Consider the following 24,055-nt stretch of genomic DNA (forward strand, 5'->3'; position numbering starts at 1 on the left):
TAAAAAGGCGGATAAAGAAATTATTAAAGGAGTATCATTATGTGGAAATGGGAAACTGAAAAGGCACCAAAAGGGATAGTTGTAATTGTACATAATATATTAGAGCATCATGGTAGATATGCATGGTTTATTACACATTTAAGACGTGATGGTTATCATGTGATTATGGGAGATTTACCGGGACAAGGACAAACTTCTCGTGTAAATAGAGGTCATATCGAAAATTTCGATGAATATCGAGAGAAAGTATTAGAATGGATTGAAGTTGCAGAAGAATATCATCTTCCGGTATTTTTACTAGGTGTTGGACTAGGTGGCTTAATCGCTGTCAATTTACTTGAAAAGGTAAATATAAAATTAGAAGGTGTGATGCTGATTTCACCTTTATTTGGGTTCCAGAACACAGTCACTACACGTAAAAATTTCCTCGCATCAAGTTTAAGTTCTATTTCAAAGGATGCGAAGTTTGATATGAATATTCCTTTAGAAGATTTCTCGCGTGATAAAGAAATTATTGCTGAAATGAAAAGCGATCCTTTGATGCTCCAAAAAGTTAGTTTTAATTGGTATAAGTCAATTATTGAAAGCATGAAGGAGACGATGGAGAATATTCACAAAATCAATGATATTCCCGTACTAATTATGTATTCAGAACAAGACCAAATTGCAGATATCGAACAGATTAAATTATTTTCACAGGAAATTAAGTCTTCTGAAATTTATATTAAAAACTGGCGTACGCTATTTCATGAACTTCACAATGAGCCTGAAAAAGACAATGTTTTATACTATATCGAATCATTTATGAACAATAGAATGAATTATATTGGATTGATTACAGAGGAAGTGGGTATATAATAAGATATTGCAAATTTAGAGGGTGAAAATGAATGTCAAAAGATAAACATGAAGTAAGTGATATGGTTCTGTTAAATGACTTACAGAAAGAAATAGATGAAATTTTCGAAATGATATCTTCAGAATTTAACTTAACGAAAGAAGAATATATCGTAATGGTGGCACTTTGGGACAAGGGACCAATGCCGATGAAAGAATTAGACAAATATTTAGATATTAAGCCATATAAAAGAACGCGTTTCTACAATAATCTAGTAGCGAATGGCTGGATTAAGAAAGTTCGTCCGGCAGATGATGAGCGTACTGTTATGATATATTACAATGAGGATCGTCTACCTGAAAAAGAAAAGATAGTAGATGCAGCTTGTTCTAACCTGAAAGGTAAGAAAGAAAAGTTAAAGCAACAATTTGATTCGATATTAGAGATTTGTGGATTATAGAAAAAGCAAGTGGATGTCTAATGACAAACACTTGCTTTTTTTTTATCTTTTTTCAATCCCTACGACAAATGGTGGATTATTCTTCTGGTTAATGAATTCATATTTAAAGATATGCGCCTTGTTCTGATCTATTTGTTTAAGATAGTCAAGTACTGCATCTTTTTCAACCTGTCCTTCAGGATGTCCAGGATAGATGACGAGTATGATGATGCCTCCAACTTCAAGTATTGAAAATATATTGTCGATGGCCTGAATAGTTGTCTTTGGTATCGTTACAATGCTCTTATCACCTTTCGGTAAATAACCAAGATTAAAAATAGCAAGTTTTACAGTTTGGTTTAACACATCCAGCACATTTTCATGACCTGTCTGATGATAGCTGATATTATGGTAACCCTTAGTTTTTTCTTTAGCATTGTTAATTGCCTGCGTCTGAATATCGAATGCGTGTATATGACCTGTATTATTCAAAAGTTGGGCTAAATATAAAGTATCGTTTCCATTGCCGCACGTAGCATCGATAACGATATCGTCCGGTTCAATATAATTTGTTATAAGTGCACGTGCATAAGGGAGTATACCTAAAGCTTTCATTTATACTGTTTCCTTCTTATAAAATTTACCTTGATAACTATTTCGATTTTTGAGTTCCGCATCAATCCCGTTTAATACTTCCCATTTATTGACACTCCACATCGGTCCAATCATTAAGTCAATAGGTCCGTCACCTGTGATACGATGTATGATCATCTCTTCCGGTAAAACTTCTAACTGATCGGCAACAAGTTTCACATAATCTTCCTGACTCATAAATTCGACCATGCCTTTTTCGTATTGTTTAACCATTGGTGTGCCTTTTAATAGATGAAGTAAATGAATCTTAATGCCTTGTACATCCATTTGTGCAACAGTTCGCGCAGTTTCCATCATCATGTCATAATCTTCTAACGGTAATCCATTAATAATATGTGTACAAATATTGATATTATGTTTACGCAGTTTCGCAACACCGTCATAATAGCACTGCATATCATGTGCACGATTGATGATGTTAGAAGTTTTTTCGTGAACGGTTTGTAGTCCAAGTTCAACCCAGAGGTATGTTCTTTTATTTAATTCTGCTAAATATTCAACGACGTCATCCGGTAGACAGTCAGGACGTGTTGCAATAGATAATCCGACTACACCAGGTTGCGCTAGTGCGGCTTCGTATTTTTCCTTTAGTACTTCGAGTGGAGCATGTGTATTTGTATAAGCCTGAAAGTAGGCGATATACTTACCGTCATGCCATTTTTCATGCATTTTATTTTTTATTTTTTCAAATTGGACAGGGATAGGATCTACACGATCACCTGCAAAATCACCGCTTCCCGCAGCAGAACAGAACGTACAACCGCCAAACGCTACAGTACCGTCACGGTTGGGGCAATCGAATCCACCTTCTAAAGCGACTTTGAATATCTTTGTACCGAATTTTTGTCTTAAATGATAGTTCCATGTATGATAAAGTTTTGAATCTAGTGCATATTTAAATTGTGTCATTATGTCTCCCTCTTTCTTAACATATGGATTTTAACATATAATAGAGGAAATCGGAAAAAATAAATTTTAAGAAAGTGAGGTAAATGCAATGAAAATGCCAAAACTCGTTTGGCTTCTTGTCATCGGAATGGCAGTAAATGTTACAGGTGCAAGTTTAGTATGGCCGCTTAATACCATCTATTTACATAATGAACTAGGGAAAAGTTTAAGTTTAGCAGGATTAGTATTAATGTTTAATTCTGGTGCTTCTGTGCTTGGCAACTTGTTAGGTGGGACGATGTTCGATAAATACGGTGGCTACCGTTCGATACTGATTGGTATCGTTATTTCAATGCTTAGTTTAATCGGTATTTTATTCTTACATGGATGGCCATGGTATGCTGTGTGGCTCATCATTTTAGGGTTTGGATCTGGTATAGTTTTTCCTTCTATCTATGCGATGGCAGGTACAGCTTGGCCACAAGGGGGACGTAAAACATTTAATGCCATCTATTTATCCCAAAATATAGGAGTGGCATTAGGGGCAGCACTTGGTGGTTTTATCGCTGAAATGAGCTTTGATTATATATTCATGCTAAATCTATTGCTCTATGTCGTATTTTTCTTTATCGCATTCTTTGGCTACCGAACAGCTGGTGTAGTCCATAGTGGTGGGAATGTAATGAAAGATGTCGGCAATATTAAAGATAAGGATCGCTTTACAGCACTCATACTCATTTGTGTTACCTATTGTGTATGCTGGATTGGTTATGTACAGTGGCAGTCAACGATTTCAAGTTATACGCAAGACCTTGGCATATCGCTTAAACAATACAGTTTATTATGGGCCATCAATGGCGTATTAATCATTGTTGGACAACCACTGATTAAACCGGTGATTAATTTTATGAGTGAAAAGATAAAAATGCAGATAGCAACAGGTTTGATTATTTTTATTATTTCATATATTGTAACGAGTTTTGCACAGGATTTTTCAATGTTTATTGTTGGGATGGTTATATTGACGATCGGTGAAATGTTTGTCTGGCCAGCAGTTCCGACCATTGCCAATGAACTGGCACCTCAGGGGAGAACTGGTGTCTATCAGGGTATTGTTAATTCAACTGCAACATTAGGTAGAGCGATAGGACCAGTTTTAGGTGGCGTTATCGTTGACCTTTACAATATGCATACGATGTTCTATACGATGATCGGTTTTGTCTTAATCGGATTTATATTTTTGTCAATATTTGATAAAAATATAAAACAGACAACATAATCGATAAGGTTTTAATTTTACACTAAAAATTTAAAATATTTGCATAATTCAAATTAATTGATTGAGATGTATTTAATTTTAGTAAAAAGACTTGAAAAAGATTTAAAGCTCCTTTATAGTAAATGTATCTAGAGTAGTAACAAGCAATCATTTTAAAGAAAGCCAGTGGGTGCTGCGAACTGGTATTTGAAACTTGTGAACTTGCTAGTGTTGAAATAAATAACAAAAGCTGCACTTATTAAAGTGAATTGCGGGTGGTACCGCGGTTGTCATATATGACAGTCGTCCCTTATTTTAGGGATGGCTGTCTTTTTATATATTAAAGGAGGAAAAGTTATGAGCTATAATCATCAAAGTATTGAAAAGAAATGGCAGAAATATTGGTTAGATAATAAAACTTTTAAAACTGGAGAAGACATGGAACAACCAAAATTCTTCGCTTTAGATATGTTCCCCTATCCATCTGGTGCTGGATTACACGTTGGTCATCCAGAAGGATATACGGCTACTGATATCGTCTCTAGATTTAAACGCATGCAAGGTTATAACGTATTACATCCGATGGGGTGGGATGCATTTGGCTTACCTGCTGAACAATATGCGATTGATACAGGTAATGATCCTGCTGAATTCACAAAGAAAAATATCGAAACATTTAAACGACAAATTCAGGAACTTGGTTTCAGTTATGACTGGGATCGCGAAGTAAATACGACAGATCCTGAGTATTATAAATGGACGCAATGGATCTTTATCCAGCTGTACAATAAAGGATTAGCTTATGTCGATGAAGTTGCAGTTAACTGGTGTCCTGCACTCGGTACTGTACTTTCAAATGAGGAAGTAATCGATGGTGTATCAGAGCGTGGTGGACATCCAGTAATCCGTAAACCGATGCGTCAATGGGTACTTAAAATTACTGAATACGCAGATCGACTGCTAGAGGATTTAGATGAGCTGGATTGGCCGGAATCATTAAAAGATATGCAGCGTAACTGGATCGGAAAATCTGAAGGTGCTGAAGTTGAGTTTAAAGTTGATGGGAAAGATGCGTCATTTAAAGTGTTTACGACACGTCCTGACACTATTTATGGTGCAACTTATGCAGTATTATCACCTGAACATGCACTTGTAGCATCAATCACTACAGACGACCAACGCGTGGCGATTCAAGCTTATCAGGAACAGGCAAGTCGTAAATCGGATTTAGAACGTACAGACTTAGCGAAAGATAAGACTGGTGTATTTACAGGAAGCTATGCGATTAATCCATTTACGAATGAACAAATGCCAATCTGGATTTCTGATTATGTATTAGCATCTTACGGAACAGGTGCGATTATGGCAGTACCGGCACATGATGAACGTGACTATGAATTTGCGAAACAATTCGGTCTTACAATTAAACCGGTACTTGAAGGTGGAGATATCGACAAAGAAGCATTCACTGGTGATGGCGTTCATATTAATTCTGGTGAACTAGACGGCTTAAACAAAGAAGATGGTATTGCGCGTGCAATCGAAATGCTTGAAGCGAAACAAATCGGTGAGAAGAAAGTTTCTTATAAATTACGTGATTGGTTATTCTCACGTCAACGTTACTGGGGTGAGCCGATTCCAGTAATTATCTGGGAAGACGGTTCAATGACGACAGTACCTGAAGAAGAATTACCGTTAATGTTACCGAAGACGGATAAGATTATGCCGTCAGGTACAGGGGAATCTCCACTTGCAAATATTGATGAATTTATTAATGTGGTAGACCCTGTTACAGGTATGAAAGGTCGACGCGAAACGAATACGATGCCGCAGTGGGCAGGATCTTGCTGGTACTACTTACGTTATATCGACCCACATAACAGTGAAGCGTTAGCTGATCCTGAAAAATTAAAATACTGGTTACCAGTTGATTTATATATTGGTGGGGCAGAGCATGCTGTACTTCACTTATTATATGCGCGCTTCTGGCATAAAGTGTTATATGACTTAGGCGTTGTACCAACGAAAGAACCATTCCAGAAGTTATTCAACCAAGGGATGATTCTAGGTGAAGGTAACGAAAAAATGAGTAAATCAAAAGGTAACGTCGTAAACCCAGATGATGTTGTTGAAAGTCACGGCGCAGACACTTTAAGACTTTACGAAATGTTTATGGGACCACTGGATGCATCGATTGCCTGGAGCACAAATGGATTAGATGGTGCACGTCGATTCTTAGACCGTGTATATCGTGCATTTATTACCGAAGAGGGTACATTAGCTGTTAAAGTTGTAGATGCTGCAACACCAGCATTAGAAAAAGTTTATCATCAGACAGTGAAGAAAGTAACAGATGATTATAATACTTTAGGATTTAATACCGCAATCTCTCAAATGATGGTATTTATCAATGAAGTTTATAAACAAGATGTTGTAAGTCGAACGTACGTTGAAGGATTTGTGAAGTTATTATCTCCAATTGCGCCGCATATTACAGAAGAAATCTGGTCAATTTTAGGACACGATGGAACAATTACGTATGAAGCGTGGCCAACATATGATGAAAGTAAACTTGTTGATAACGAAGTAGAAATTGTCATTCAGGTAAACGGAAAAGTAAAACTTAAAGCGAAAGTAGCAAAAGATACTGATAAAGAGGCGTTAGAAGCTTTTGCTCTTGAGCAGGATACTATAAAAACACAAATTGAAGGTAAGACGATTCGCAAAGTTATCGCAGTACCAAATAAATTAGTTAATATTGTGGCAAACTAGGAGTTATGATGAATATATCAACTGAAGATTTTGTAGCCAAGATAAAAGCTAATGAAGCGATGAACATTATTGACGTGCGTGAGCAATTTGAAGTAGAACAAGGTATGATCAAAGGGGCAATACATATTCCGATGAATGATATACCTGAACAGCTGGAAAATTTAGATCGTGAAAAAGAATATTATATAGTTTGTGCACATGCAGTAAGAAGTGCGAATGTTACTCATTATTTATTAGCAAATGATTATAAAGCTGTGAATGTAGAAGGTGGCATGGCAGTTATTGAACCGATGTTAGGGGAATAAATGGTGGCAGGCATTTCCGGATACTTGGAGTATCCGGCAAAGATGAAGTCGAATTTGATGGTTATGTGGCCAACATTTCCGGATACTTGGAGTATCCGGCAAAGATGAAACCGAATTTGATGATTATGTGGCCAACATTTCCGGATACTTGGAGTATCCGGCAAAGATGAAACCGAATTTGATGGTTATGTGGCCAACATTTCCGGATACCAGGAGTATCCGGCAAAGATGAAAGCGAATTTGATGGTTATGTGGCCAACATTTCCGGATACCAGGAGTATCCGGCAAAGATGAAACCGAATTGAATAATATGTAAAGCAACAATGCCGGATACTCTAAGTATCCGGCATTGTTTCATTATATTTAGTTTTATCTGCAGCTCATTCCAGCTACATATCCTGTTACGAGTGCACTTGTAATATTATAACCACCAGTATAGCCATGTATGTCTAACACTTCACCACAAAAATAAAGATTTTCATGTAATTTCGACTGCATCGTTGCTGGTACGATTTCTTTTACAGTAACACCACCGCCAGTAACAAACGCTTTATCAATTGATAATGTACCGTTAACGGTAAAGGTAAATCCTTTTAATAGCGCTAATAAATGTCTTAAGACTTTCTTTTTTGATATGATGACCATTTTCTTCAAGGTTAATTTCAGCACGTTCCAGTAGAAAATGTAAATAACGTTCCTGCACCAATCCTTTTAGACTATTTTTAATTGCTTTATCTTTATTATCATTTATGATTTTTTCGATGTGTTGTGTGAGTTGACCGATAGTCATTTCCGGAAATACATCAATCATCATCCGTATCTCTTGTTTCTTCTGGCTTTTTTGCTCGTGATAAATAAATTGTGAACAGCGAAGTGCTGCTGGTCCTGATATTCCGAAATGTGTGAATAACATATCCATTTGATGGGTAATACGTACTTTACCATTTTTACGCAGTACACTTAATCCAATATTTTGCAGACTAAGCCCTTGTAATATCTTTGATTTTATAAATGGTTCACTTGATGTGATCGGTACTTCTGTAGGAAATAGGTCGGTAATTGTATGTCCAGCTTGTTGTGCAAATACATAGCCATCTCCAGTAGAACCGGTATGAGGCACAGATTTACCGCCTGTAGCGATAACGACATTTTCTGAATATACAGGTATGTTGTCTGATAGCATCACACCTTTAATCTTATCTTCTTCTATTATTAAAGATTCAACCTTTGTCGTTGTTCGAACTTCCACCTTATTATTGATAAGTTGTTGTTTAAGCGCATTAACGACATCCTTTGCATTATTGGATACCGGAAACATACGACCATGATCTTCTTCTTTTAAAGCGACGCCAAGATTTTCAAAATAATCGATAATCGCATAATTATCGAATGTATTAAATGCACTGTATAAAAACTTACCGTTACCAGGCAGATGTTTAATCAGTTCTTCGTGTGTAACGTTATTCGTAACATTACAACGTCCACCACCAGATATTTGTAATTTACGACCCAGCTGATCTTTTTTATCGATAAGTAAGACTTTGTTATTATTTTCGCTCGCACTGATTGCAGCCATCAATCCACTAGGGCCACCACCTATGACAATTGTCTGATACATATTTGATACCTCCATTTTCAATTATTATACATTTTATTTATAGTAAAATATATGAATACAGTAGTTAAAAATTTATAAAGGTGGTATGATAATCTACATTGAAAATGGGTTTAATCAATTATGAAGCTTTTATTTTAAAAAAGATAGGGATGAAGTTATGTCACAGAAAGATTCACTTGTCAGAAGTACATTCTTATTAACGGCAAGTATTTTTATTACCAAGATTTTAGGGATACTTTATATTATTCCGTTCTATGCCATTATCGGTGGCGAAGAAAATTTAGCACCATATAATATGGCTTATCCACCATATGTAGTGATGCTTACTGTAGCTGCAGGTGGTATACCGTTAGCGGTAGCTAAATATGTTTCGAAGTATAATGCGATAGGTGCTTATAAAGTCAGCTATAAACTGTATAAGTCATCATTATTAGTAATGGGTATCACTGGTTTCTTAGGCTTTGTTATTCTTTACTTTTTAAGTCCGATGATTGCTGAAGCATCACTTGCTGGTTCTGAAGGTAAATGGACTGTTGAAGATATTACCGAGATTATTCGCATCATCTCATTTGCAGTGTTGTTTATTCCTTTCTTAGCGACATGGCGCGGGATATTTCAAGGTTATGATTCAATGGGACCAACAGCGGTGTCACAAGTTATTGAACAAATTGCACGTATTCTATTTTTACTAGGAGGTACGTTCGTTGTCCTTAACGTTATGAATAAATCAATGCTACTGGCTAATGAGATTGCTGTGTTTGCAGCAGCGATCGGTGCGGTCGCTGCGATTCTAACACTTTGGTATTACTGGAGAAAGCGTAAACCATTTATCGACAAGATGGTTGATTCCGATGATTCTAATACTGATGTAAGTTACGGTAGTATGTATAAAGAAATATTAAAGTACAGTATTCCATTCGTTATCGTAAGTTTGTGTGTGCCGCTTTATACAACGATTGATCAGTTTACACATAACTATGCATTAGGTTTAGCAGGTGTGCCCGGAAAAATGAATGATATGCTCCTTACAATATTAAATACGACATCTAATAAACTTGTTATGATTCCGACTTCCCTTGCAGGAGGATTTGCGATTAGTCTTGTACCGTCAATTACAAGAACACATGCATCAGGCAAAATCAAAGAAATGCATCATCAGATTAAAACGACATTCGGTTTACTGATGTTTCTTACAGTGCCAGCTTCATTAGGTATTATGGTATTAGCTGCACCACTTTATACGGTATTTTACAGCTATAATCCAATTGCGAATAATATTCTATTTTATTATGCACCTGTAGGCATTTTACTTGCGCTTGTTTCTGTAACTGCTGCGATGATGCAGGGGATTGATAAACAAAATTTAACGGTTTATATCGTGCTTGCTGCGCTACTTGTTAAATTAGTGATTAATATTCCGTTAATTATGGCATTCCATACAGTTGGCGCAGTACTTGCGACTGCGATTGCCATGACATTTAATATTGTTTGTAACTTATATGTGATTAAGAAATATGCGGGATTCCAGTATCGAACGACTGCCCGTCAAATGTTGATGATTACGTTATACAGCTTAATTATGGTACTAGTTGTACAAATCGTTTATGTCATTTTAATGCAATTCCTTACAGTATCCAATAAACTGGATGCACTTATCATTTTAGTGATTGGAGCAGTAGTGGGTGCTTTAGTCTATGCATCATTATCGATGAAATCACGTTTGGCCGATCAATTCTTCGGTTCACGTATCCAATCTTTAAGAAATAGGTTAACGCGATGAGACTTGATAAATTTTTAAGTAACCATGGCGTAGGCTCACGAAAAGATGTTAAGGCATTACTCAAGAAAAAAGTGATTACGGTTAATGAGAAAGTTGTCACGAAATCAGATATTAAAATTAATCCGGAAACAGATATCATAAAGGTTCAAGGTGAGATGATTCACTTTGAACCCTTTATCTATCTTATGCTTAATAAACCGGCTGGCGTAGTTTCAAGCACACATGATAAAGATAAGACAGTCATTGACCTTATTACAGGGCTGGAACATTATGACTTGCATCCTGTTGGCAGACTGGATAAGGATACAGAAGGATTGCTCATCATAACGAATGACGGTCAATTCTCACATGACGTGCTGAGTCCGAAGAAACATGTGAATAAAACGTATTTTGCCAATATTGACGGAATTGTCACGAATCAGACGGTGGAACAATTTGCTCAAGGCGTAACATTAGATGATGGCTATCATACAATGCCTGGTGATTTAACATGTCTCTCAGTCGATACGAATAATAATACAAGTGAAATAGAACTTGTAATTCAGGAAGGTAAGTTCCATCAAGTGAAAAGAATGTTTGAGGCAGTAAGTATGAAAGTAACTTATCTTAAACGTATTAAGATGGGTGATTTGTCTTTAGATAGTAGCTTAAAGCCCGGTGAATATAAGAAATTGATGCAAAATGAAATTAATTTAGTAAGAAAATGATGATTAATGTTTAGACCGTTACACCTTGGGTATAATTACAGTACAAATCAAAAGAAGAGGTGTTTAACATGGCTAACAACAATCAAACAGGTTTATTAAAAGCAGCATTAGTTATTGGTGGTACTGCAGTAGCAGCATTCCTTTCAAAAAAAGAAAACAGAGATAAAGTATTAGAAGAATACAACAAAGCGAAACAAGATCCTAAAGGTTATGCAGATAACGCTAAAGGCAAAGCTGCTAACTTACAACAAGTAGCAAAAGAAGAAATCAACAAAGCAAAAGAGGATCCAAATGCTTACAAAGCAAACTTAACTTCTAAAGTTGAAGAAAAAGTTGCTCCATTAAAAGAAAAAGCGGCACCATTAGCTGATAAATTAACTAAAAAAGATGTTACTGTTGAAGAAGAAAAACAAAACTTTGACGACGAAGGTGGAGCAAACAACATCCATGTCGTAACAGACAAAGAAGTTGCTGAAAAAAATCCTAATGCAGTATCTAAAGACGAATTAAAATAATAATGCTATAAAAGTCAGCGTATGCTGGCTTTTTTTATTTTGATAAATTTTACGATTATTATTTTGAATTCCTTTATGTATCATGTAATATAGGAATATACAAGCAATAGGAGGAATCATTATGTGGAGAGAAAAAGTTGCACAATATGAAGATAAAATTATTGAAGACCTTACAGGTTTATTAAATATAGAAAGTGTTCGTGATGATAGTTTAGCTGATAGTGAAAACCCTGTTGGACCTGGCCCACGAAAAGCTTTAGATTATATGTATGAATTAGCACAACGTGATGGATACGAGACGGTTGATATCGATCATATAGCCGGACGTATCGAAGCAGGTAATGGTGATGATATTTTCGGTATATTATGTCACGTTGACGTAGTACCTGCAGGTAGTGGATGGGAAAGTAATCCATTTGAGGCTGTCGTAACTGAAGATAAAATTATTGCACGTGGTACTTTAGATGACAAAGGACCTACAATTGCAGCGTATTATGCAATTAAAATTTTAGATGACATGAAGGTAGACTGGAAGAAACGCATCCATATCATTATCGGTACTGATGAAGAATCAGGATGGAAATGTACGGATCGTTATTTCGAAACTGAACCGATGCCTGATTTAGGTATTGCACCGGATGCAGATTTCCCGTTAATTCACGGCGAAAAAGGTATCACAACATTTGATATTATTCAAAATAGTGATGAAGAAAGCGAAACAGCACCAGAAGTGGAATTAAAGGCATTTAAAGCTGGTGAAAGATACAATATGGTCCCGGATTTTGCAGAAGCAAAAATCGAAGTTAAAGAAAAGATGGATGCAGTTATTCAAGCTTTCGAAGGATATTTATTAAACAACAAATTAACTGGAAAACAATTCGTAGAGAACGGTCAGATTTCACTTCAAATTGAAGGAAAGTCAGTTCATGGTATGGAACCATTTAAAGGTGTGAACGCCGGTCTATATCTTGTTAATTTCTTAAATACATTAGATCTAGATAAGAAAGCAAAGTCATTCGTTAATTTTGGTGATACATATCTATTTGACTCTCACTTTGGTGAGAAGCTAGGTATGGCTTATGAAACTGAAGAAATGGGTCAGTTAACTACAAACTATGGTGTGATTAGTTATACAGACGTTGACGGCGGACATTATGGTGTAAACTTACGCTATCCAAATGGCTTTGATTTCGAAACTGAAATTAAGAAATTCGAAGAACAGATTGCTAAAGATGGCTTTGAAATTGAAGTTGAAACGCATCAGGTGCCTCACTATGTCGATAAAAATGATCCATTCGTTCAAAAGTTATTATCAGCTTACCGTAACCAAACAGGTGATATGACTGAACCGTATACTATCGGTGGTGGTACATATGCCCGTAACCTGGAAAAAGGTGTAGCATTTGGTGCGATGTTTAAGGAGTCAGAAGATTTAATGCACCAAAAAAATGAATATATCAGCAAGAAACAATTATTTGATGCGACAGCAATTTATTTAGAAGCAATCCACTCTGTATGTGTAGAAGGTGAGTAAAATGGTAATTTTTATTAACGGCAGTTATGTGTCTGATGACACGAAAATCAGTTACAACGATCGTGGCATCCAGTTTGGTGATGGTGTATATGAGGTCGTGCGAGTATACCACAGCACTTTATTTACAGCCACTGAACATTTCGAACGACTTGTGCGAAGTGCAAATGAAATAGAAATAACAAGTCCCTATTCTGTTGAGGAATATATCGAAATTTGTAATCAGCTTATCAAGGAAAATGAAATAGATAACGGTACAATTTATGTTCAGTTAACACGAGGAGATGCAGTTAGAAATCATACGTATCCAACAGATACACAACCGAATATATTACTTTATACCAATACTGCAGAACGTCCGATGCAAGATCTTCAGCAAGGTGTTAAAGCGATTACGACTGAGGATATTCGATGGTTGCGTTGTGATATCAAAAGTTTAAATTTACTTGGTAACATTATGAATAAACAAAAAGCGGTAACCAATGGTGCAAAAGAAGCGATCCAAATACGTAACGGTATTGTTACAGAAGGCGCATCAAGTAATATATTCATCGTTAAAGATGATAAAATCATTACGCATCCTGCAAATAATTTCATCTTAAACGGTATTACACGTCGTGTCATTAAACAAATTGCAGATGCTGAAGGTATTGCTTTTGAAGAATTTACATTTGATGAGAAAGTGTTAAAGGATGCGGATGAAGTATTCTTGACGAGTACAACACAGGAAGTAATGCCGATTACTGAGATTGATGGTGAGAATGTTAATCAGGGTCAGGTTGGTCCGATTACGAAGCGTCTGCAAAGCAAGTTTGATGAGCATATTATCACAAATCACGCCTAAAAGGCATCATATTACACAATGAATTACATTTGAACATATATTCAGTACGCTTAAAAAAGTTTGACTTGAATATTTTTATAAAAGGTTATAAAATTTAAATAAGTCGTTAAAACGTTCGAACTAAAAATAAGGCAAGAGATTATTTCTCATTGCCTTTTCTTTTTTCTACTGTGGGAGGTGAACATGTTGGAACATTTCTATCAGCTTGGTTGGACATTAGATTCCGCTGGTGGCGCTTCTGGAGAGGCATATATGGCAGAGCAGGATGGCCGCAAATTATTTCTTAAAAGAAATTCTTCGCCATTCTTAGCAGCGTTATCTGCTGAGGGTATCGTACCTAAGCTCGTATGGACAAAACGTATTGAAACGGGCGAGGTCGTTACCGCTCAACATTGGAAGAATGGAAGATCATTGACACACGAAGAAATGGGTTCCAAGCGTGTTGCGAAACTCCTCAGAAAAATTCATCGCTCTAAACCTTTACTTAATATGTTAAAACGTTTAGAAATGAAACCGATGTATCCTCACATCTTACTTAAGAAAATTAATAGTTCTCTTTCACGCAATGTATTAGCACATCATACGGTTAGAAAAGCTTTAATTTACTTAGAAGAACATATGCCTAATCTAGATAGTCAGTTTTATACAGTCTGTCATGGCGATGTGAATCATAATAACTGGTTACTTTCAGATCAGGATGAACTGTTTATTGTTGACTGGGAAGGTGCAATGATTGCAGATCCTGCGATTGATATTGGTATGATTTTATATACTTATAGCAAAGAAGTTGACTGGGAAGCGTGGCTTGCTGATTACGGTATTAACTATACAATCGATTTAGAGAAACGTATGAAATGGTATACGATTATACAGGCGATTGCGATGGTAGAGTGGTATGAGGAGAAGAGTCGTTACCACGATATGAACGAATGGTTGAAGTTTTTAGATGAAGTTTTAACACAGAATAGATTTATTTAAAGGAGTAACATACATGAGAATGCGTAATAAACCGTGGGCAGAAGATTATCTGCTTGAACATCGTGATATTGTAAGTATCGACCTGTCACAAAAAGACAATATCACATCATGGTTTGAAAAAGTTCAGCCGATTCATATAGAAGTCGGAAGCGGTATGGGTAGATTTATTACTGAGATGGCAAAAGCAAATCCAGCAATCAATTATATCGGTATTGAACGAGATAAGAATGTAATGATTCGTATTGTAGAAAAAGCGATAGAGCAGGATATTAAAAACTTACGATTATTGACAGTTGATGCTGAGAAGCTGACTGAAATATTTAATCCTGGAGAAATTGACCGCATCTATTTAAACTTTTCAGATCCATGGCCGAAGACACGACATGCCAAACGTCGTTTAACACATGCTAATTTCTTATCAGTTTATAAGATGATTCTGAAAGATGATGGTGAAATTCACTTCAAGACAGATAATCAAGGTCTGTTCGAATTTTCTATTGAAAGTATGAGTCAGTTTGGAATGAAACTTAAAAATATTAATTTAAATCTGCATGACAATGAACCTGCAGATAATATTAAGACAGAGTACGAAGAGAAATTTTCTGCTAAAGGTTTTAGAATCAACCGACTTGAAGCAAGTTTTAAATAACAATTGAAGCAAATTTACATGGTGAGACATAATAAGTGTCTCATCTTTTTTTTATGCTTTATTTAGTGTAGACTGGATATATTGAGAGAATTTTCTGAACTGGAGGAAGCTATGTATAACTTTAATGAAAATGTTAACCGATTAAATACGAATGCAGTTCAAACTGAAATGATTCCTTTAATCTATCAACGAAGAGATTTAATGCCTTTCTGGATAGCAGATATGGATATTAAAACGCCGGAAAAGATTACAAAGTCTATTGCTAATCGCCTGGAACACGGAATTTTCGGATATACGAACTGGAAAAATGACGCTTTCTATACGCCGGTTAAACAATGGTATAGTAACCGATTTAATACAAATATTCTTAAACAAGATCTCTTTTATTCACCATCAGTGCTTTTTACTGTGACAGAAGCGATACGTATCCTGACTAATGAAGGTGATGGTGTGATCCTTAATACGCCTTCCTATAACAACTTTATCAATCTGATTAACGGTAATAAACGTATGATTGTTGAAAGTGAACTTTACTTTGATGGCTACGAATACACGATGGACTTTGTACAGTTTGAATATCTGTGTCAGATGCCTCAAAACAAAGTGTTCTTATTATGCAATCCACATAACCCGACAGGTAAAGTGTTTTCTGAGCAGGAACTTTTAAAGATTATTGAAATCTGTAAGAAATATAATGTGTATATCATTGCTGATGAAATTCATATGGATTTTGTGCGTCGCGGTCAACATGAAACACTTGCAAAATATATGCATGACTATGAGCAGATGTTAGTGACGACATGTTTAGGTAAGACATTTAATATTTCTGGTATTCCGCATGCCTACTTTATAACAAAAGATAAATATATGCGCGAGACAATTAATACGAAAGTGATGTCTGTGTATGGTTTAGCGGCAGTAAATTTAGTTGCCTTAACTGTTATTCAAACAGCTTACTTAGATTGTGGCGACTGGGTCGATGCACTTAATCAGCATATCGATAATAATATGACACTCGTAGAAGACTACATTGCAGATCACCTGTCGGATTGTTTATTTTTCCAGAAGCCGGATGCTACTTTTTTAGCATGGATTAATTTCGAGAAAAGCGGATTTAGTGAAATGGAAGTACAGGATGCTTTACAGAATGTTGGTAAAATTGCGACAGGTATCGGTAATACTTACGAATTATCGGCAAGTACACATTTTAGATTTAATGTCGCTTGTAGTGAAGATAAATTATTAGAAGGTCTTGAACGTATAAAAAAATCATTCGACTATTTAAAAACAACAAAAGAAAAAGAAGCACAATAAATGTCGTGCTTCAAATTCATCTTTATATTCAATTAATTTATATCTCAATTGTGTCGATGAGTTCACCGGTATAGGCATCGACTGTAAATTCGTAATCTTTATCCTGTGTATTAATGATACCACGATAAATGTGAGAAATCTGACCAAACTTTTCCTGTTTTTCTGGCTCATATACGATAGCTGAACCTGTGACGTGATCGAAGTTTGTCAGCACTTGTTGTAGCAGCGTTTCTGGGTGCTGCATCGTCATATGATGACGAAGTTGATAAGCGATAATACCAGTGACTACAATAACGGGAATGATGATTTGATATTTTTTCATAGTTAAAAGTCCTCTCATCAATAAATTTGAATGCATTGCGTATAACTTTTAGGTTAACGATTTGATTATATTCTACCATAAGGAGCAAAAAACATGACAGAACAACTATTAGATACGATAAAAACTTTAACTGAACTACATGGTGCACCAGGACACGAACGTCTCGTACGTGAATATCTGATAAAAAGACTATCTCCATTAGCGGACGAAGTATTACAAGACGGTTTAGGTGGCGTCTTCTTCGTCAAAAAATCAAAACAGGACAATGCTAAACGCATCATGATTGCGGCGCATATGGATGAAGTTGGTTTCATGGTAACGGACATCACAGAAAAAGGATTGCTTAAATTTACTGAAATTGGTGGATGGCCAGCTGATGTCCTGCAAGCACAAAAGATGAAAGTATTAGCGCGTGACAACAAAGCATATAGCGGTGTTATAGGCAGTGTGCCAGCACATTTTAGAACAGGTAAGGAAGCAGCACCGCAAATAAAAGATATGTTGCTTGATGTGGGAGCTGAAAGTAAGGAACAAGTATTAGCAATGGGCATTCAAATCGGTGATTCAATTGTTCCGGCAGTTGATTTTGAACAATTGACTGAGAATAGATTCCTATGTAAAGCATGGGACAATCGTTATGGATGCACAATTATCGTTGACTTATTTGAACAATTAAAAGATACAAATTTACCATTTGATCTATATGTAGGTGCTAACGTGCAGGAAGAGGTTGGACTGCGTGGTGCAGGGCCATCTGCAAATATGATCAAACCAGACTTAGCATTTGTCGTTGATTGTTCACCAGCCAATGATACTGCAGGAAGTAATGCGAATGGTAAACTCGGTGAAGGAACGCTTGTTAGAATTATTGATAGAACGATGATTCTGAAGCCGTCATTTAAACAATGGCTGGAAGAAATATATAAAGCAAATGATATTAAACATCAATATTATACTTCGCCAGGTGGTACGGATGGTGGTGTTATCCATACAGCATTACAAGGCATTCCGACAGCAGTAATCGGTGTGCCAGCACGTTATATCCATTCCAATCACACGATTTTTGATATACGCGACTATTATGCAGCACGTGATGGACTGCTTGCATTACTCAAAGATGTCAATGATGAAAAAATTGAATATTTAAAGATGAATTAATAGTTTACTTTTTATTGAGATGAAGCAATAGTGTTCGCTTCATCTTTTTTTATTATTCATCTAGAGTATCTTTTTATTGACTTAATATTAAAATGCTTTAAAATAAAACCTATTCTGAGTAAGTTGATAAGAATAGGAGAATGGAAAATTGAAAAAATTATTAGCTTTATTGTTTACAGTATTATTTATTTTAGCAGCATGTGGTAGTAATGATTCAGATAAAAAAGACAGCAAGAAAGAGATCACGATTGGAACAGAAGGTACTTATGCACCATTTACTTTCCATGATAAGAACAACAAATTAACAGGTTTCGATGTGGAAGTAGCAGAAGCAGTAGCGAAAAAAGCAGGATACAAAGTGAAATTCGTAGAAACACAATGGGATTCAATGTTCTCGGGACTTAACTCTGGTCGTTTCGATACGATTGCAAACCAGGTAGGTATGGATGAAGATCGTAAGAAGAAATATAATTTCTCTAAACCATACACTTACACACAAGGTGTATTAGTAACACGTAAAAATTCAGATATTAAATCATTTGATGACGTTAAAGGTCGCGCATTAGCACAAACTTTAACTTCTAACTACGGCAAATTAGCGAAAGAAAAAGGTGCTAAAGTAACGTCGGTTGAAGGATTTAACCAGGCGATGGAAATGGTATTATCTAACCGTGTTGAAGCAACTTTTAATGATAAAATTTCAGTATTAGATTACTTAAAACAAAAGAAAAATGCTGATATCAAAATTGTTGAAGGTAACGCTGAGAAAACACAATCTGGTTTTGTTTTCACTAAGAAAACAGATGAGAAAATCATCAAAGATTTTGATAAAGCATTAGATGCATTACAAAAAGACGGTACAATGAAAAAAATCAGTGAAAAATGGTTCGGTGAAGATGTCACTCGTCCTTAATGAAGAAATGTCCCATGCCCTGAATGCGGCGGCTCAAGCTTTTGAGCCAATGCTTTGGGGTTTAGTCAAATATTCGATTCCGATTGCGATTGTTACGTTTATACTAGGATTTATTATTGCGATATTTACGGCGCTTGCACGTATTTCAAATAATAAGTTATTACGCATTCCAGCGCGTGTTTACGTATCAATCTTCCGAGGCACACCGATGCTTGTTCAGATGTTTATCATCTTCTTCGGTATCCCTGAAATCGGCCGTCTGATTACAGGGGATCCGGATCAGGCATTTAAACTCGGCTCAATTACAGCTGCTATTATTTCATTAAGTTTAAATGTTGGTGCTTATGGTTCTGAAATCATTCGTGGTGGTATATTATCTGTACCACACGGACAAACTGAAGCAGCATATTCAATCGGGATGAGCCCGAAGAAAACGATGCAACGCATCATCTTACCGCAGGCTATTCGTACAGCGACACCAGCATTAGGAAATACATTCCTGAGTTTAATTAAAGATACATCGCTATTAGGATATATATTGGTGGCTGAAATGTTTAGAAATGCGCAGCAAGTTGCATCAACAACATATGAATTCTTATCAATCTATACTTTAGTAGCGATTATGTACTGGGTGGTTTGTTTCATCGTTTCCATCATTCAAGGTATTTATGAAGCACGTGTTGAAAGGAAGTATCAGCGATGATTTCAATACAAAATTTAGTTAAAAAATTTGGCGAAAAAACTGTACTGAAAGATATTGATCTTGAAGTAGCGAACGGTGAAGTAGTCGTACTCATCGGTCGTAGTGGTTCAGGTAAGACGACATTGCTGCGTACGATGAACGCGTTAGAAATCCCTACATCAGGTACTGTGACTGTTGATGGTGTAACTTACACAGCAAACGACAAAAAATCACAAATTGCAGTGCGTAAGAAAACAGGTATGGTATTTCAAAACTTTCAGTTGTTTCCTCATATGACTGCACTTGAAAACGTAATGGAAGGCTTAGTTCAAGTGAAAGGTATGAGTAAAGTGGAAGCGGAAAAAATTGCGGTAAATTTACTTGAAAAAGTTGATTTATTACATGTTAAAGATCAGTATCCAATTTCTCTTTCTGGTGGACAGCAACAACGTGTAGGAATTGCAAGAGCGCTTGCGATGAATCCAAAAGTAATGCTGTTCGATGAGCCGACATCAGCACTTGATCCGGAACTTGTTCAGGACGTATTAAAAGTAATTAAAACATTAAGAGATGAAGGAATGACGATGGTTATTGTTACGCATGAAATGGCATTCGCAAGAAGTGTTGCCGACAAAGTGGCATTTATCCATGATGGACGTATTGAAGAGTTAGATCATCCAGAACAAATCTTCACAAATCCAAAGTCAGAACACTTACAGCGTTTCTTAAACATTATATCGATTTAATTGAAACGTTCATTTGCACTTTTGCAGATGAACGATTTTTTTGTAATGATAGATAAGCATACCTTAATCACAATATAATCAATTTACATATGTTATTATTAAATACATTTGTGCTATGATAATGAAAATGATATTAAAGGAGCTGGCAGTTTGAAAGCATTACTTAAACGTTGGTTTGTTGATGGAATGAGCTTTATGGCATTAGGTTTATTCTGTTCGTTGATTATCGGTCTTATTTTAGAAACTTTGGGAACAGAGTTAAAGCCTTTTCTAGACACTTCATTATTAATAGAAATTGGTAAGCTGGCGAAACTTTATACAGGAGCAGCGGTTGGTGTTGCCGTTGCATTTGGATTAGGCGCAAAGCCGATGGTCATATTTGCAAGTGCTGTAACAGGTATGTATGGTTATGAGCAAGGCGGAGCTGCAGGAACGTATGTGGTCAGTCTTGCAACAGCTGAGCTTGGCAGATTTTACAGCGGTAAAACAAAGCTTGATATTATATTGACACCGCTTTTGACATTAGTAATCGGAGCAATCATTGCAAAGCTTGTAGGACCTTTTATTCAGGCGTTTATGTTGTCACTTGGAGAATTTATTACATTTGCAACAGATCAACAGCCTTTACTAATGGGAATTCTTGTATCACTTATCTTTGGTCTTACTTTATCTAGTCCGATATCGAGTGCAGCTTTAGCACTGATGTTAGGTATCAATGGCACTGCAGCAGCGGCTGCAACAATCGGCTGTTGTTGTCATATGATCGGTTTTGCGGTGACAAGCTTTAAAGATAACGGTATTCAGGGATTAATAGCACACGGTATTGGAACGAGTAAGATTCAAATTCCAAACTACATGTTACATCCATTTATTTTAGTGCCACCTGTAATCGCGAGTATTATTGTGGCACCTATTATGACAATGTTATGGCCGATGAAAAACGTTGCTGCAGGTGCTGGAATGGGTACAAGTGGTTTCGTTGGACAGATTATGACAATCAAAACGATGGGTAGTAGTTTAACGACATGGATGCAGATTGGACTGTTTCACTTCCTTTTACCAGGTGTTATCAGTTATATTGTATATATAATGATGAGCCGAGCTAATATTATTAAAGCCGGCGAACAAAAGATTAACACAGGGGGATAATGTAATGAAAAAGATAGAGCATATTGAAGCATTTAGAGAAGCGATAGCACAACCAACGATAGCGATGTTTACTGCAACGTGGTGTCCGGATTGTCACTTTATTGATCCGTTAATGCCTGAAATTGAAGCAGAAAATGCGGACTACCAGTTTATTTCTATCGATAGAGATGAATTTATTGATTTAGCAGTAGAGTATGAAGTGATGGGTATTCCGAGCTTTATTGCATTTAAAGATTCAGAAGTGATTGGACGCTTTGTATCGAAAGATAGAAAAACAAAAGAACAAGTGAACGAATTTATACAAAGTTTATAAAATATGTTAACCACTACGCGTTGCTTTAAACGGTAGTGGTTTTATTGTACAATGAAAGTTATGTGAGGAGTGAGAATGTGAATGTTTTTGAAATCAGAGATCGATTGACTGAATCATTAGATACTTCAATCGTTTCAACAAAGTTTGACCGTAAAGAAGAAACACTGCGCGTAGAGCGTCTTGATAATAATAAAGGTTTAACGATAAAGCTTGCACCTGTTGCAGCTAAATATAAAGAGAAGAAAGAAAGCATTATTGAAGAAGTATTATATTATATCAACGAAACAATTCAGGCGATGGGAAATACGACTTTGCCGGAAGGTGCGAAGATTATGCCTGTTATTCGTTCGACGAGTTTTCCTAAAGCACAAAATGATGTGCCATTCTTAATTACAGAACATACGGCAGAAACTAATATTTATTATGCGATAGATTTAGGCAAGACATATCGTTTAATTGATGTAGAGATTCAAAGTGAATTAGGTATTGATGAAACACACATCAAAGAACAAGCTTTATTTAATGTAAAAGGGTTAAAGACGACGTATAAAACAGATGTTGTCGCAGGCAATACATATTATTTCTTTAATGCCAATGATGGTTATGATGCAAGTCGCATATTAAATAAACAGCTTTTAAAAGATTTTGAAGCTCGCATAAACGGAGAAATGTTAGTTGCTACACCTCATGCAGATGTTTTGATAATCGCTGATATTCAAAATGAAACGGGATATGATGTACTAGCACAAATGATGATGACGTTCTTTGCGAATGGGCTTGTACCGATAACATCTTTATCATTCCAGTATAAAGATGATGTGCTAACACCGGTATTTATATTAGGAAAGAATAATGCAAAACGCGATCAGGAAGCAATCAAGCGAATTGAAAGTAACCGTCAGAAGTTTATGGCAGAGCAAGCGCAGCAAACACAAAATAAAGATAAAAAATGATGTTATCATTAAATTATATTGAGTGTAATATTTCTGTTATTTTTAATTGATTTTTTAAGAAAAACGATTGAATAAAGCATATAATAGATAAAGAATAATAATACAAACTTTTAAGGAGCAAACATATGAATATTTTTTATAACAAAGTCGTTGGAGATTATTTATTTATTACTTTAGAACCAGTAGATGGACCATTTGAGTACATTACGAACGGTGATATCATCACGATAAAAAAAGATGGTAAAGTCGTAGGGTATAACGTTAGTGGTGTTGCATCATTAGGATTAGATACAAATGGACAAGTGAAGTTAGATGAAAATTTAATGTCTAAAATTAATGACCTATTATTACAAAAAGGATTAGAAGCACCACTAGAAGTAGATTTATCACCTAAGTTTGTTGTAGGTTACGTTGAGACATGTGAGAAACATCCTGATGCTGATAAATTAAATGTTACAACGGTTGATGTTGGGACTGAAAAATTACAGATTGTCTGTGGAGCAAAAAATATCGCACAAGGTCAGAAAGTTGTAGTCGCTAAAGTTGGTGCTGTCATGCCGAGCGGGATGCAGATTAAAGATGCTGAGCTCCGTGGTGTACCTTCAAAAGGTATGATTTGTTCGGAACGTGAATTAGGATTAACAGATTCTGAAGAGAAAAAAGGTATTTTAGTACTAGATGATTCGCGTGAGATTGGCGAAGACTTCTTTAAAGCAGAATAGGGTGATA

24 protein-coding genes and 1 pseudogene are annotated in these 24,055 nt (G+C 36.0%); 21 read left to right on the plus strand and 4 right to left on the minus strand.

The window, feature by feature from the left end; all coding sequences use genetic code 11:
* Positions 1 to 39 precede the first annotated feature (39 nt).
* Together BFS35_RS00325 and BFS35_RS00330 are read left to right on the plus strand one after the other, a co-directional pair.
* Positions 40 to 858, plus strand: a complete 819-nt coding sequence (locus tag BFS35_RS00325; RefSeq protein ID WP_099579781.1) for an alpha/beta fold hydrolase — start codon at positions 40 to 42, stop codon at positions 856 to 858.
* Between the two features lie 32 nt (positions 859 to 890).
* Positions 891 to 1,298 carry a transcriptional regulator, SarA/Rot family gene (locus BFS35_RS00330; protein WP_099579783.1) on the plus strand — a complete coding sequence of 136 codons (408 nt, stop codon included), beginning with the start codon at positions 891 to 893 and terminating at the stop codon, positions 1,296 to 1,298.
* A 42-nt stretch (positions 1,299 to 1,340) separates the two neighbouring features.
* Here the strand turns inward: BFS35_RS00330 and BFS35_RS00335 are convergent, their stop codons facing one another.
* Both BFS35_RS00335 and BFS35_RS00340 read right to left on the minus strand, forming a co-directional pair.
* Positions 1,341 to 1,892 carry a tRNA 5-(aminomethyl)-2-thiouridylate-methyltransferase MnmM gene (locus BFS35_RS00335; RefSeq protein WP_099579785.1) on the minus strand — a complete coding sequence of 184 codons (552 nt, stop codon included), beginning with the start codon at positions 1,890 to 1,892 and terminating at the stop codon, positions 1,341 to 1,343.
* On the minus strand, positions 1,893 to 2,840 hold the full coding sequence (locus BFS35_RS00340) for a tRNA modification radical SAM protein MnmL/YtqA (RefSeq protein WP_099579787.1): 948 nt from the start codon (positions 2,838 to 2,840) through the stop codon (positions 1,893 to 1,895). It abuts the gene before it with no gap.
* Positions 2,841 to 2,928: 88 nt separating this feature from the next.
* On the opposite strand from BFS35_RS00340, the gene BFS35_RS00345 reads away from it, so the two are divergent.
* From BFS35_RS00345 to BFS35_RS00355, 3 genes are all read left to right on the plus strand, one after another.
* Entirely contained in the window at positions 2,929 to 4,098 is a 1,170-nt protein-coding gene (locus BFS35_RS00345) for an MDR family MFS transporter (protein WP_099579789.1), read from the plus strand.
* A gap of 336 nt (positions 4,099 to 4,434) precedes the next feature.
* Positions 4,435 to 6,849 carry a leucine--tRNA ligase gene (gene leuS, locus BFS35_RS00350; protein WP_099579791.1) on the plus strand — a complete coding sequence of 805 codons (2,415 nt, stop codon included), beginning with the start codon at positions 4,435 to 4,437 and terminating at the stop codon, positions 6,847 to 6,849.
* Between the two features lie 8 nt (positions 6,850 to 6,857).
* Positions 6,858 to 7,154 (plus strand): rhodanese-like domain-containing protein, encoded by a 297-nt coding sequence (locus BFS35_RS00355; protein ID WP_407943196.1) that lies wholly within the window; start codon positions 6,858 to 6,860, stop codon positions 7,152 to 7,154.
* Positions 7,155 to 7,523: 369 nt separating this feature from the next.
* On the opposite strand, the pseudogene BFS35_RS00360 reads toward BFS35_RS00355, so the two are convergent.
* Positions 7,524 to 8,772 (minus strand): annotated as a pseudogene (locus BFS35_RS00360) (NAD(P)/FAD-dependent oxidoreductase).
* Between the two features lie 157 nt (positions 8,773 to 8,929).
* On the opposite strand from BFS35_RS00360, the gene BFS35_RS00365 reads away from it, so the two are divergent.
* From BFS35_RS00365 to BFS35_RS00400, 8 genes are all read left to right on the plus strand, one after another.
* Entirely contained in the window at positions 8,930 to 10,552 is a 1,623-nt protein-coding gene (locus BFS35_RS00365) for a putative polysaccharide biosynthesis protein (RefSeq protein WP_099579797.1), read from the plus strand.
* Positions 10,549 to 11,259: a pseudouridine synthase gene (locus BFS35_RS00370; RefSeq protein ID WP_099579799.1), complete on the plus strand. Its 711-nt coding sequence runs from the start codon at positions 10,549 to 10,551 to the stop codon at positions 11,257 to 11,259. The genes BFS35_RS00365 and BFS35_RS00370 overlap by 4 nt, the downstream gene beginning before the upstream one ends.
* A gap of 68 nt (positions 11,260 to 11,327) precedes the next feature.
* Positions 11,328 to 11,774, plus strand: coding sequence for a YtxH domain-containing protein (locus BFS35_RS00375; protein ID WP_099579801.1), 447 nt, complete (start codon positions 11,328 to 11,330; stop codon positions 11,772 to 11,774).
* 121 nt (positions 11,775 to 11,895) lie between these two features.
* Positions 11,896 to 13,308: a dipeptidase PepV gene (pepV, locus tag BFS35_RS00380; protein WP_099579803.1), complete on the plus strand. Its 1,413-nt coding sequence runs from the start codon at positions 11,896 to 11,898 to the stop codon at positions 13,306 to 13,308.
* Between the two features lies 1 nt (position 13,309).
* Complete coding sequence (gene dat / locus BFS35_RS00385) at positions 13,310 to 14,149, plus strand: D-amino-acid transaminase (RefSeq protein WP_099579805.1); 840 nt, start codon at positions 13,310 to 13,312, stop codon at positions 14,147 to 14,149.
* Between the two features lie 186 nt (positions 14,150 to 14,335).
* The gene (locus tag BFS35_RS00390) at positions 14,336 to 15,127 is read left to right on the plus strand and encodes a phosphotransferase family protein (RefSeq protein WP_099580143.1); all 792 of its coding nucleotides are present in this window, start codon (positions 14,336 to 14,338) and stop codon (positions 15,125 to 15,127) included.
* Between the two features lie 13 nt (positions 15,128 to 15,140).
* Positions 15,141 to 15,776 carry a tRNA (guanosine(46)-N7)-methyltransferase TrmB gene (gene trmB / locus BFS35_RS00395; RefSeq protein WP_099579807.1) on the plus strand — a complete coding sequence of 212 codons (636 nt, stop codon included), beginning with the start codon at positions 15,141 to 15,143 and terminating at the stop codon, positions 15,774 to 15,776.
* A 111-nt stretch (positions 15,777 to 15,887) separates the two neighbouring features.
* Positions 15,888 to 17,090, plus strand: a complete 1,203-nt coding sequence (locus BFS35_RS00400; RefSeq protein WP_099579809.1) for a MalY/PatB family protein — start codon at positions 15,888 to 15,890, stop codon at positions 17,088 to 17,090.
* 37 nt (positions 17,091 to 17,127) lie between these two features.
* Here BFS35_RS00400 and BFS35_RS00405 read toward each other — a convergent pair whose 3' ends face one another.
* Positions 17,128 to 17,412, minus strand: coding sequence for a hypothetical protein (locus BFS35_RS00405; RefSeq protein ID WP_096076113.1), 285 nt, complete (start codon positions 17,410 to 17,412; stop codon positions 17,128 to 17,130).
* Between the two features lie 93 nt (positions 17,413 to 17,505).
* Here BFS35_RS00405 and BFS35_RS00410 point away from each other — a divergent pair, with 93 nt between their 5' ends.
* The 8 genes from BFS35_RS00410 to ytpR all read left to right on the plus strand — a co-directional run bounded on the left by BFS35_RS00410 (position 17,506) and on the right by ytpR (position 24,048).
* Positions 17,506 to 18,570, plus strand: a complete 1,065-nt coding sequence (locus tag BFS35_RS00410; RefSeq protein ID WP_099579811.1) for a M42 family metallopeptidase — start codon at positions 17,506 to 17,508, stop codon at positions 18,568 to 18,570.
* A 148-nt stretch (positions 18,571 to 18,718) separates the two neighbouring features.
* A complete protein-coding gene (locus BFS35_RS00415; protein ID WP_099579813.1) occupies positions 18,719 to 19,483 on the plus strand; it encodes an amino acid ABC transporter substrate-binding protein in 765 nt (254 codons plus the stop codon).
* A complete protein-coding gene (locus BFS35_RS00420; protein WP_099579815.1) occupies positions 19,467 to 20,186 on the plus strand; it encodes an amino acid ABC transporter permease in 720 nt (239 codons plus the stop codon). The genes BFS35_RS00415 and BFS35_RS00420 overlap by 17 nt, the downstream gene beginning before the upstream one ends.
* Complete coding sequence (locus BFS35_RS00425) at positions 20,183 to 20,911, plus strand: amino acid ABC transporter ATP-binding protein (RefSeq protein WP_099579817.1); 729 nt, start codon at positions 20,183 to 20,185, stop codon at positions 20,909 to 20,911. The genes BFS35_RS00420 and BFS35_RS00425 overlap by 4 nt, the downstream gene beginning before the upstream one ends.
* Before the next feature lie 150 nt (positions 20,912 to 21,061).
* A complete protein-coding gene (locus BFS35_RS00430; protein ID WP_099579819.1) occupies positions 21,062 to 22,060 on the plus strand; it encodes a PTS sugar transporter subunit IIC in 999 nt (332 codons plus the stop codon).
* 4 nt (positions 22,061 to 22,064) lie between these two features.
* A complete protein-coding gene (locus tag BFS35_RS00435) occupies positions 22,065 to 22,373 on the plus strand; it encodes a thioredoxin family protein (protein ID WP_099579821.1) in 309 nt (102 codons plus the stop codon).
* A 77-nt stretch (positions 22,374 to 22,450) separates the two neighbouring features.
* A complete protein-coding gene (locus BFS35_RS00440) occupies positions 22,451 to 23,326 on the plus strand; it encodes a DUF1444 family protein (RefSeq protein WP_099579823.1) in 876 nt (291 codons plus the stop codon).
* 125 nt (positions 23,327 to 23,451) lie between these two features.
* Positions 23,452 to 24,048 carry a YtpR family tRNA-binding protein gene (gene ytpR / locus BFS35_RS00445; protein ID WP_099579825.1) on the plus strand — a complete coding sequence of 199 codons (597 nt, stop codon included), beginning with the start codon at positions 23,452 to 23,454 and terminating at the stop codon, positions 24,046 to 24,048.
* Positions 24,049 to 24,055: the final 7 nt, after the last annotated feature.

It is taken from the genome of Macrococcoides goetzii, assembly GCF_002742385.2.
GTDB classification, from domain to species: domain Bacteria; phylum Bacillota; class Bacilli; order Staphylococcales; family Staphylococcaceae; genus Macrococcoides; species Macrococcoides goetzii.

What these genes read in the sequence shown, in the direction of transcription:
- BFS35_RS00325 (WP_099579781.1), top strand. Translation starts at nt 40, where the DNA reads ATGTGGAAATGGGAAACTGAAAAGGCACCAAAAGGGATAGTTGTAATT.
- BFS35_RS00330 (WP_099579783.1), top strand. Translation starts at nt 891, where the DNA reads ATGTCAAAAGATAAACATGAAGTAAGTGATATGGTTCTGTTAAATGAC.
- BFS35_RS00335 (WP_099579785.1), bottom strand. Translation starts at nt 1,892, where the DNA reads ATGAAAGCTTTAGGTATACTCCCTTATGCACGTGCACTTATAACAAAT.
- BFS35_RS00340 (WP_099579787.1), bottom strand. Translation starts at nt 2,840, where the DNA reads ATGACACAATTTAAATATGCACTAGATTCAAAACTTTATCATACATGG.
- BFS35_RS00345 (WP_099579789.1), top strand. Translation starts at nt 2,929, where the DNA reads ATGAAAATGCCAAAACTCGTTTGGCTTCTTGTCATCGGAATGGCAGTA.
- leuS (WP_099579791.1), top strand. Translation starts at nt 4,435, where the DNA reads ATGAGCTATAATCATCAAAGTATTGAAAAGAAATGGCAGAAATATTGG.
- BFS35_RS00355 (WP_407943196.1), top strand. Translation starts at nt 6,858, where the DNA reads ATGAATATATCAACTGAAGATTTTGTAGCCAAGATAAAAGCTAATGAA.
- BFS35_RS00365 (WP_099579797.1), top strand. Translation starts at nt 8,930, where the DNA reads ATGTCACAGAAAGATTCACTTGTCAGAAGTACATTCTTATTAACGGCA.
- BFS35_RS00370 (WP_099579799.1), top strand. Translation starts at nt 10,549, where the DNA reads ATGAGACTTGATAAATTTTTAAGTAACCATGGCGTAGGCTCACGAAAA.
- BFS35_RS00375 (WP_099579801.1), top strand. Translation starts at nt 11,328, where the DNA reads ATGGCTAACAACAATCAAACAGGTTTATTAAAAGCAGCATTAGTTATT.
- pepV (WP_099579803.1), top strand. Translation starts at nt 11,896, where the DNA reads ATGTGGAGAGAAAAAGTTGCACAATATGAAGATAAAATTATTGAAGAC.
- dat (WP_099579805.1), top strand. Translation starts at nt 13,310, where the DNA reads ATGGTAATTTTTATTAACGGCAGTTATGTGTCTGATGACACGAAAATC.
- trmB (WP_099579807.1), top strand. Translation starts at nt 15,141, where the DNA reads ATGAGAATGCGTAATAAACCGTGGGCAGAAGATTATCTGCTTGAACAT.
- BFS35_RS00400 (WP_099579809.1), top strand. Translation starts at nt 15,888, where the DNA reads ATGTATAACTTTAATGAAAATGTTAACCGATTAAATACGAATGCAGTT.
- BFS35_RS00405 (WP_096076113.1), bottom strand. Translation starts at nt 17,412, where the DNA reads ATGAAAAAATATCAAATCATCATTCCCGTTATTGTAGTCACTGGTATT.
- BFS35_RS00410 (WP_099579811.1), top strand. Translation starts at nt 17,506, where the DNA reads ATGACAGAACAACTATTAGATACGATAAAAACTTTAACTGAACTACAT.
- BFS35_RS00420 (WP_099579815.1), top strand. Translation starts at nt 19,467, where the DNA reads ATGTCACTCGTCCTTAATGAAGAAATGTCCCATGCCCTGAATGCGGCG.
- BFS35_RS00425 (WP_099579817.1), top strand. Translation starts at nt 20,183, where the DNA reads ATGATTTCAATACAAAATTTAGTTAAAAAATTTGGCGAAAAAACTGTA.
- BFS35_RS00435 (WP_099579821.1), top strand. Translation starts at nt 22,065, where the DNA reads ATGAAAAAGATAGAGCATATTGAAGCATTTAGAGAAGCGATAGCACAA.
- ytpR (WP_099579825.1), top strand. Translation starts at nt 23,452, where the DNA reads ATGAATATTTTTTATAACAAAGTCGTTGGAGATTATTTATTTATTACT.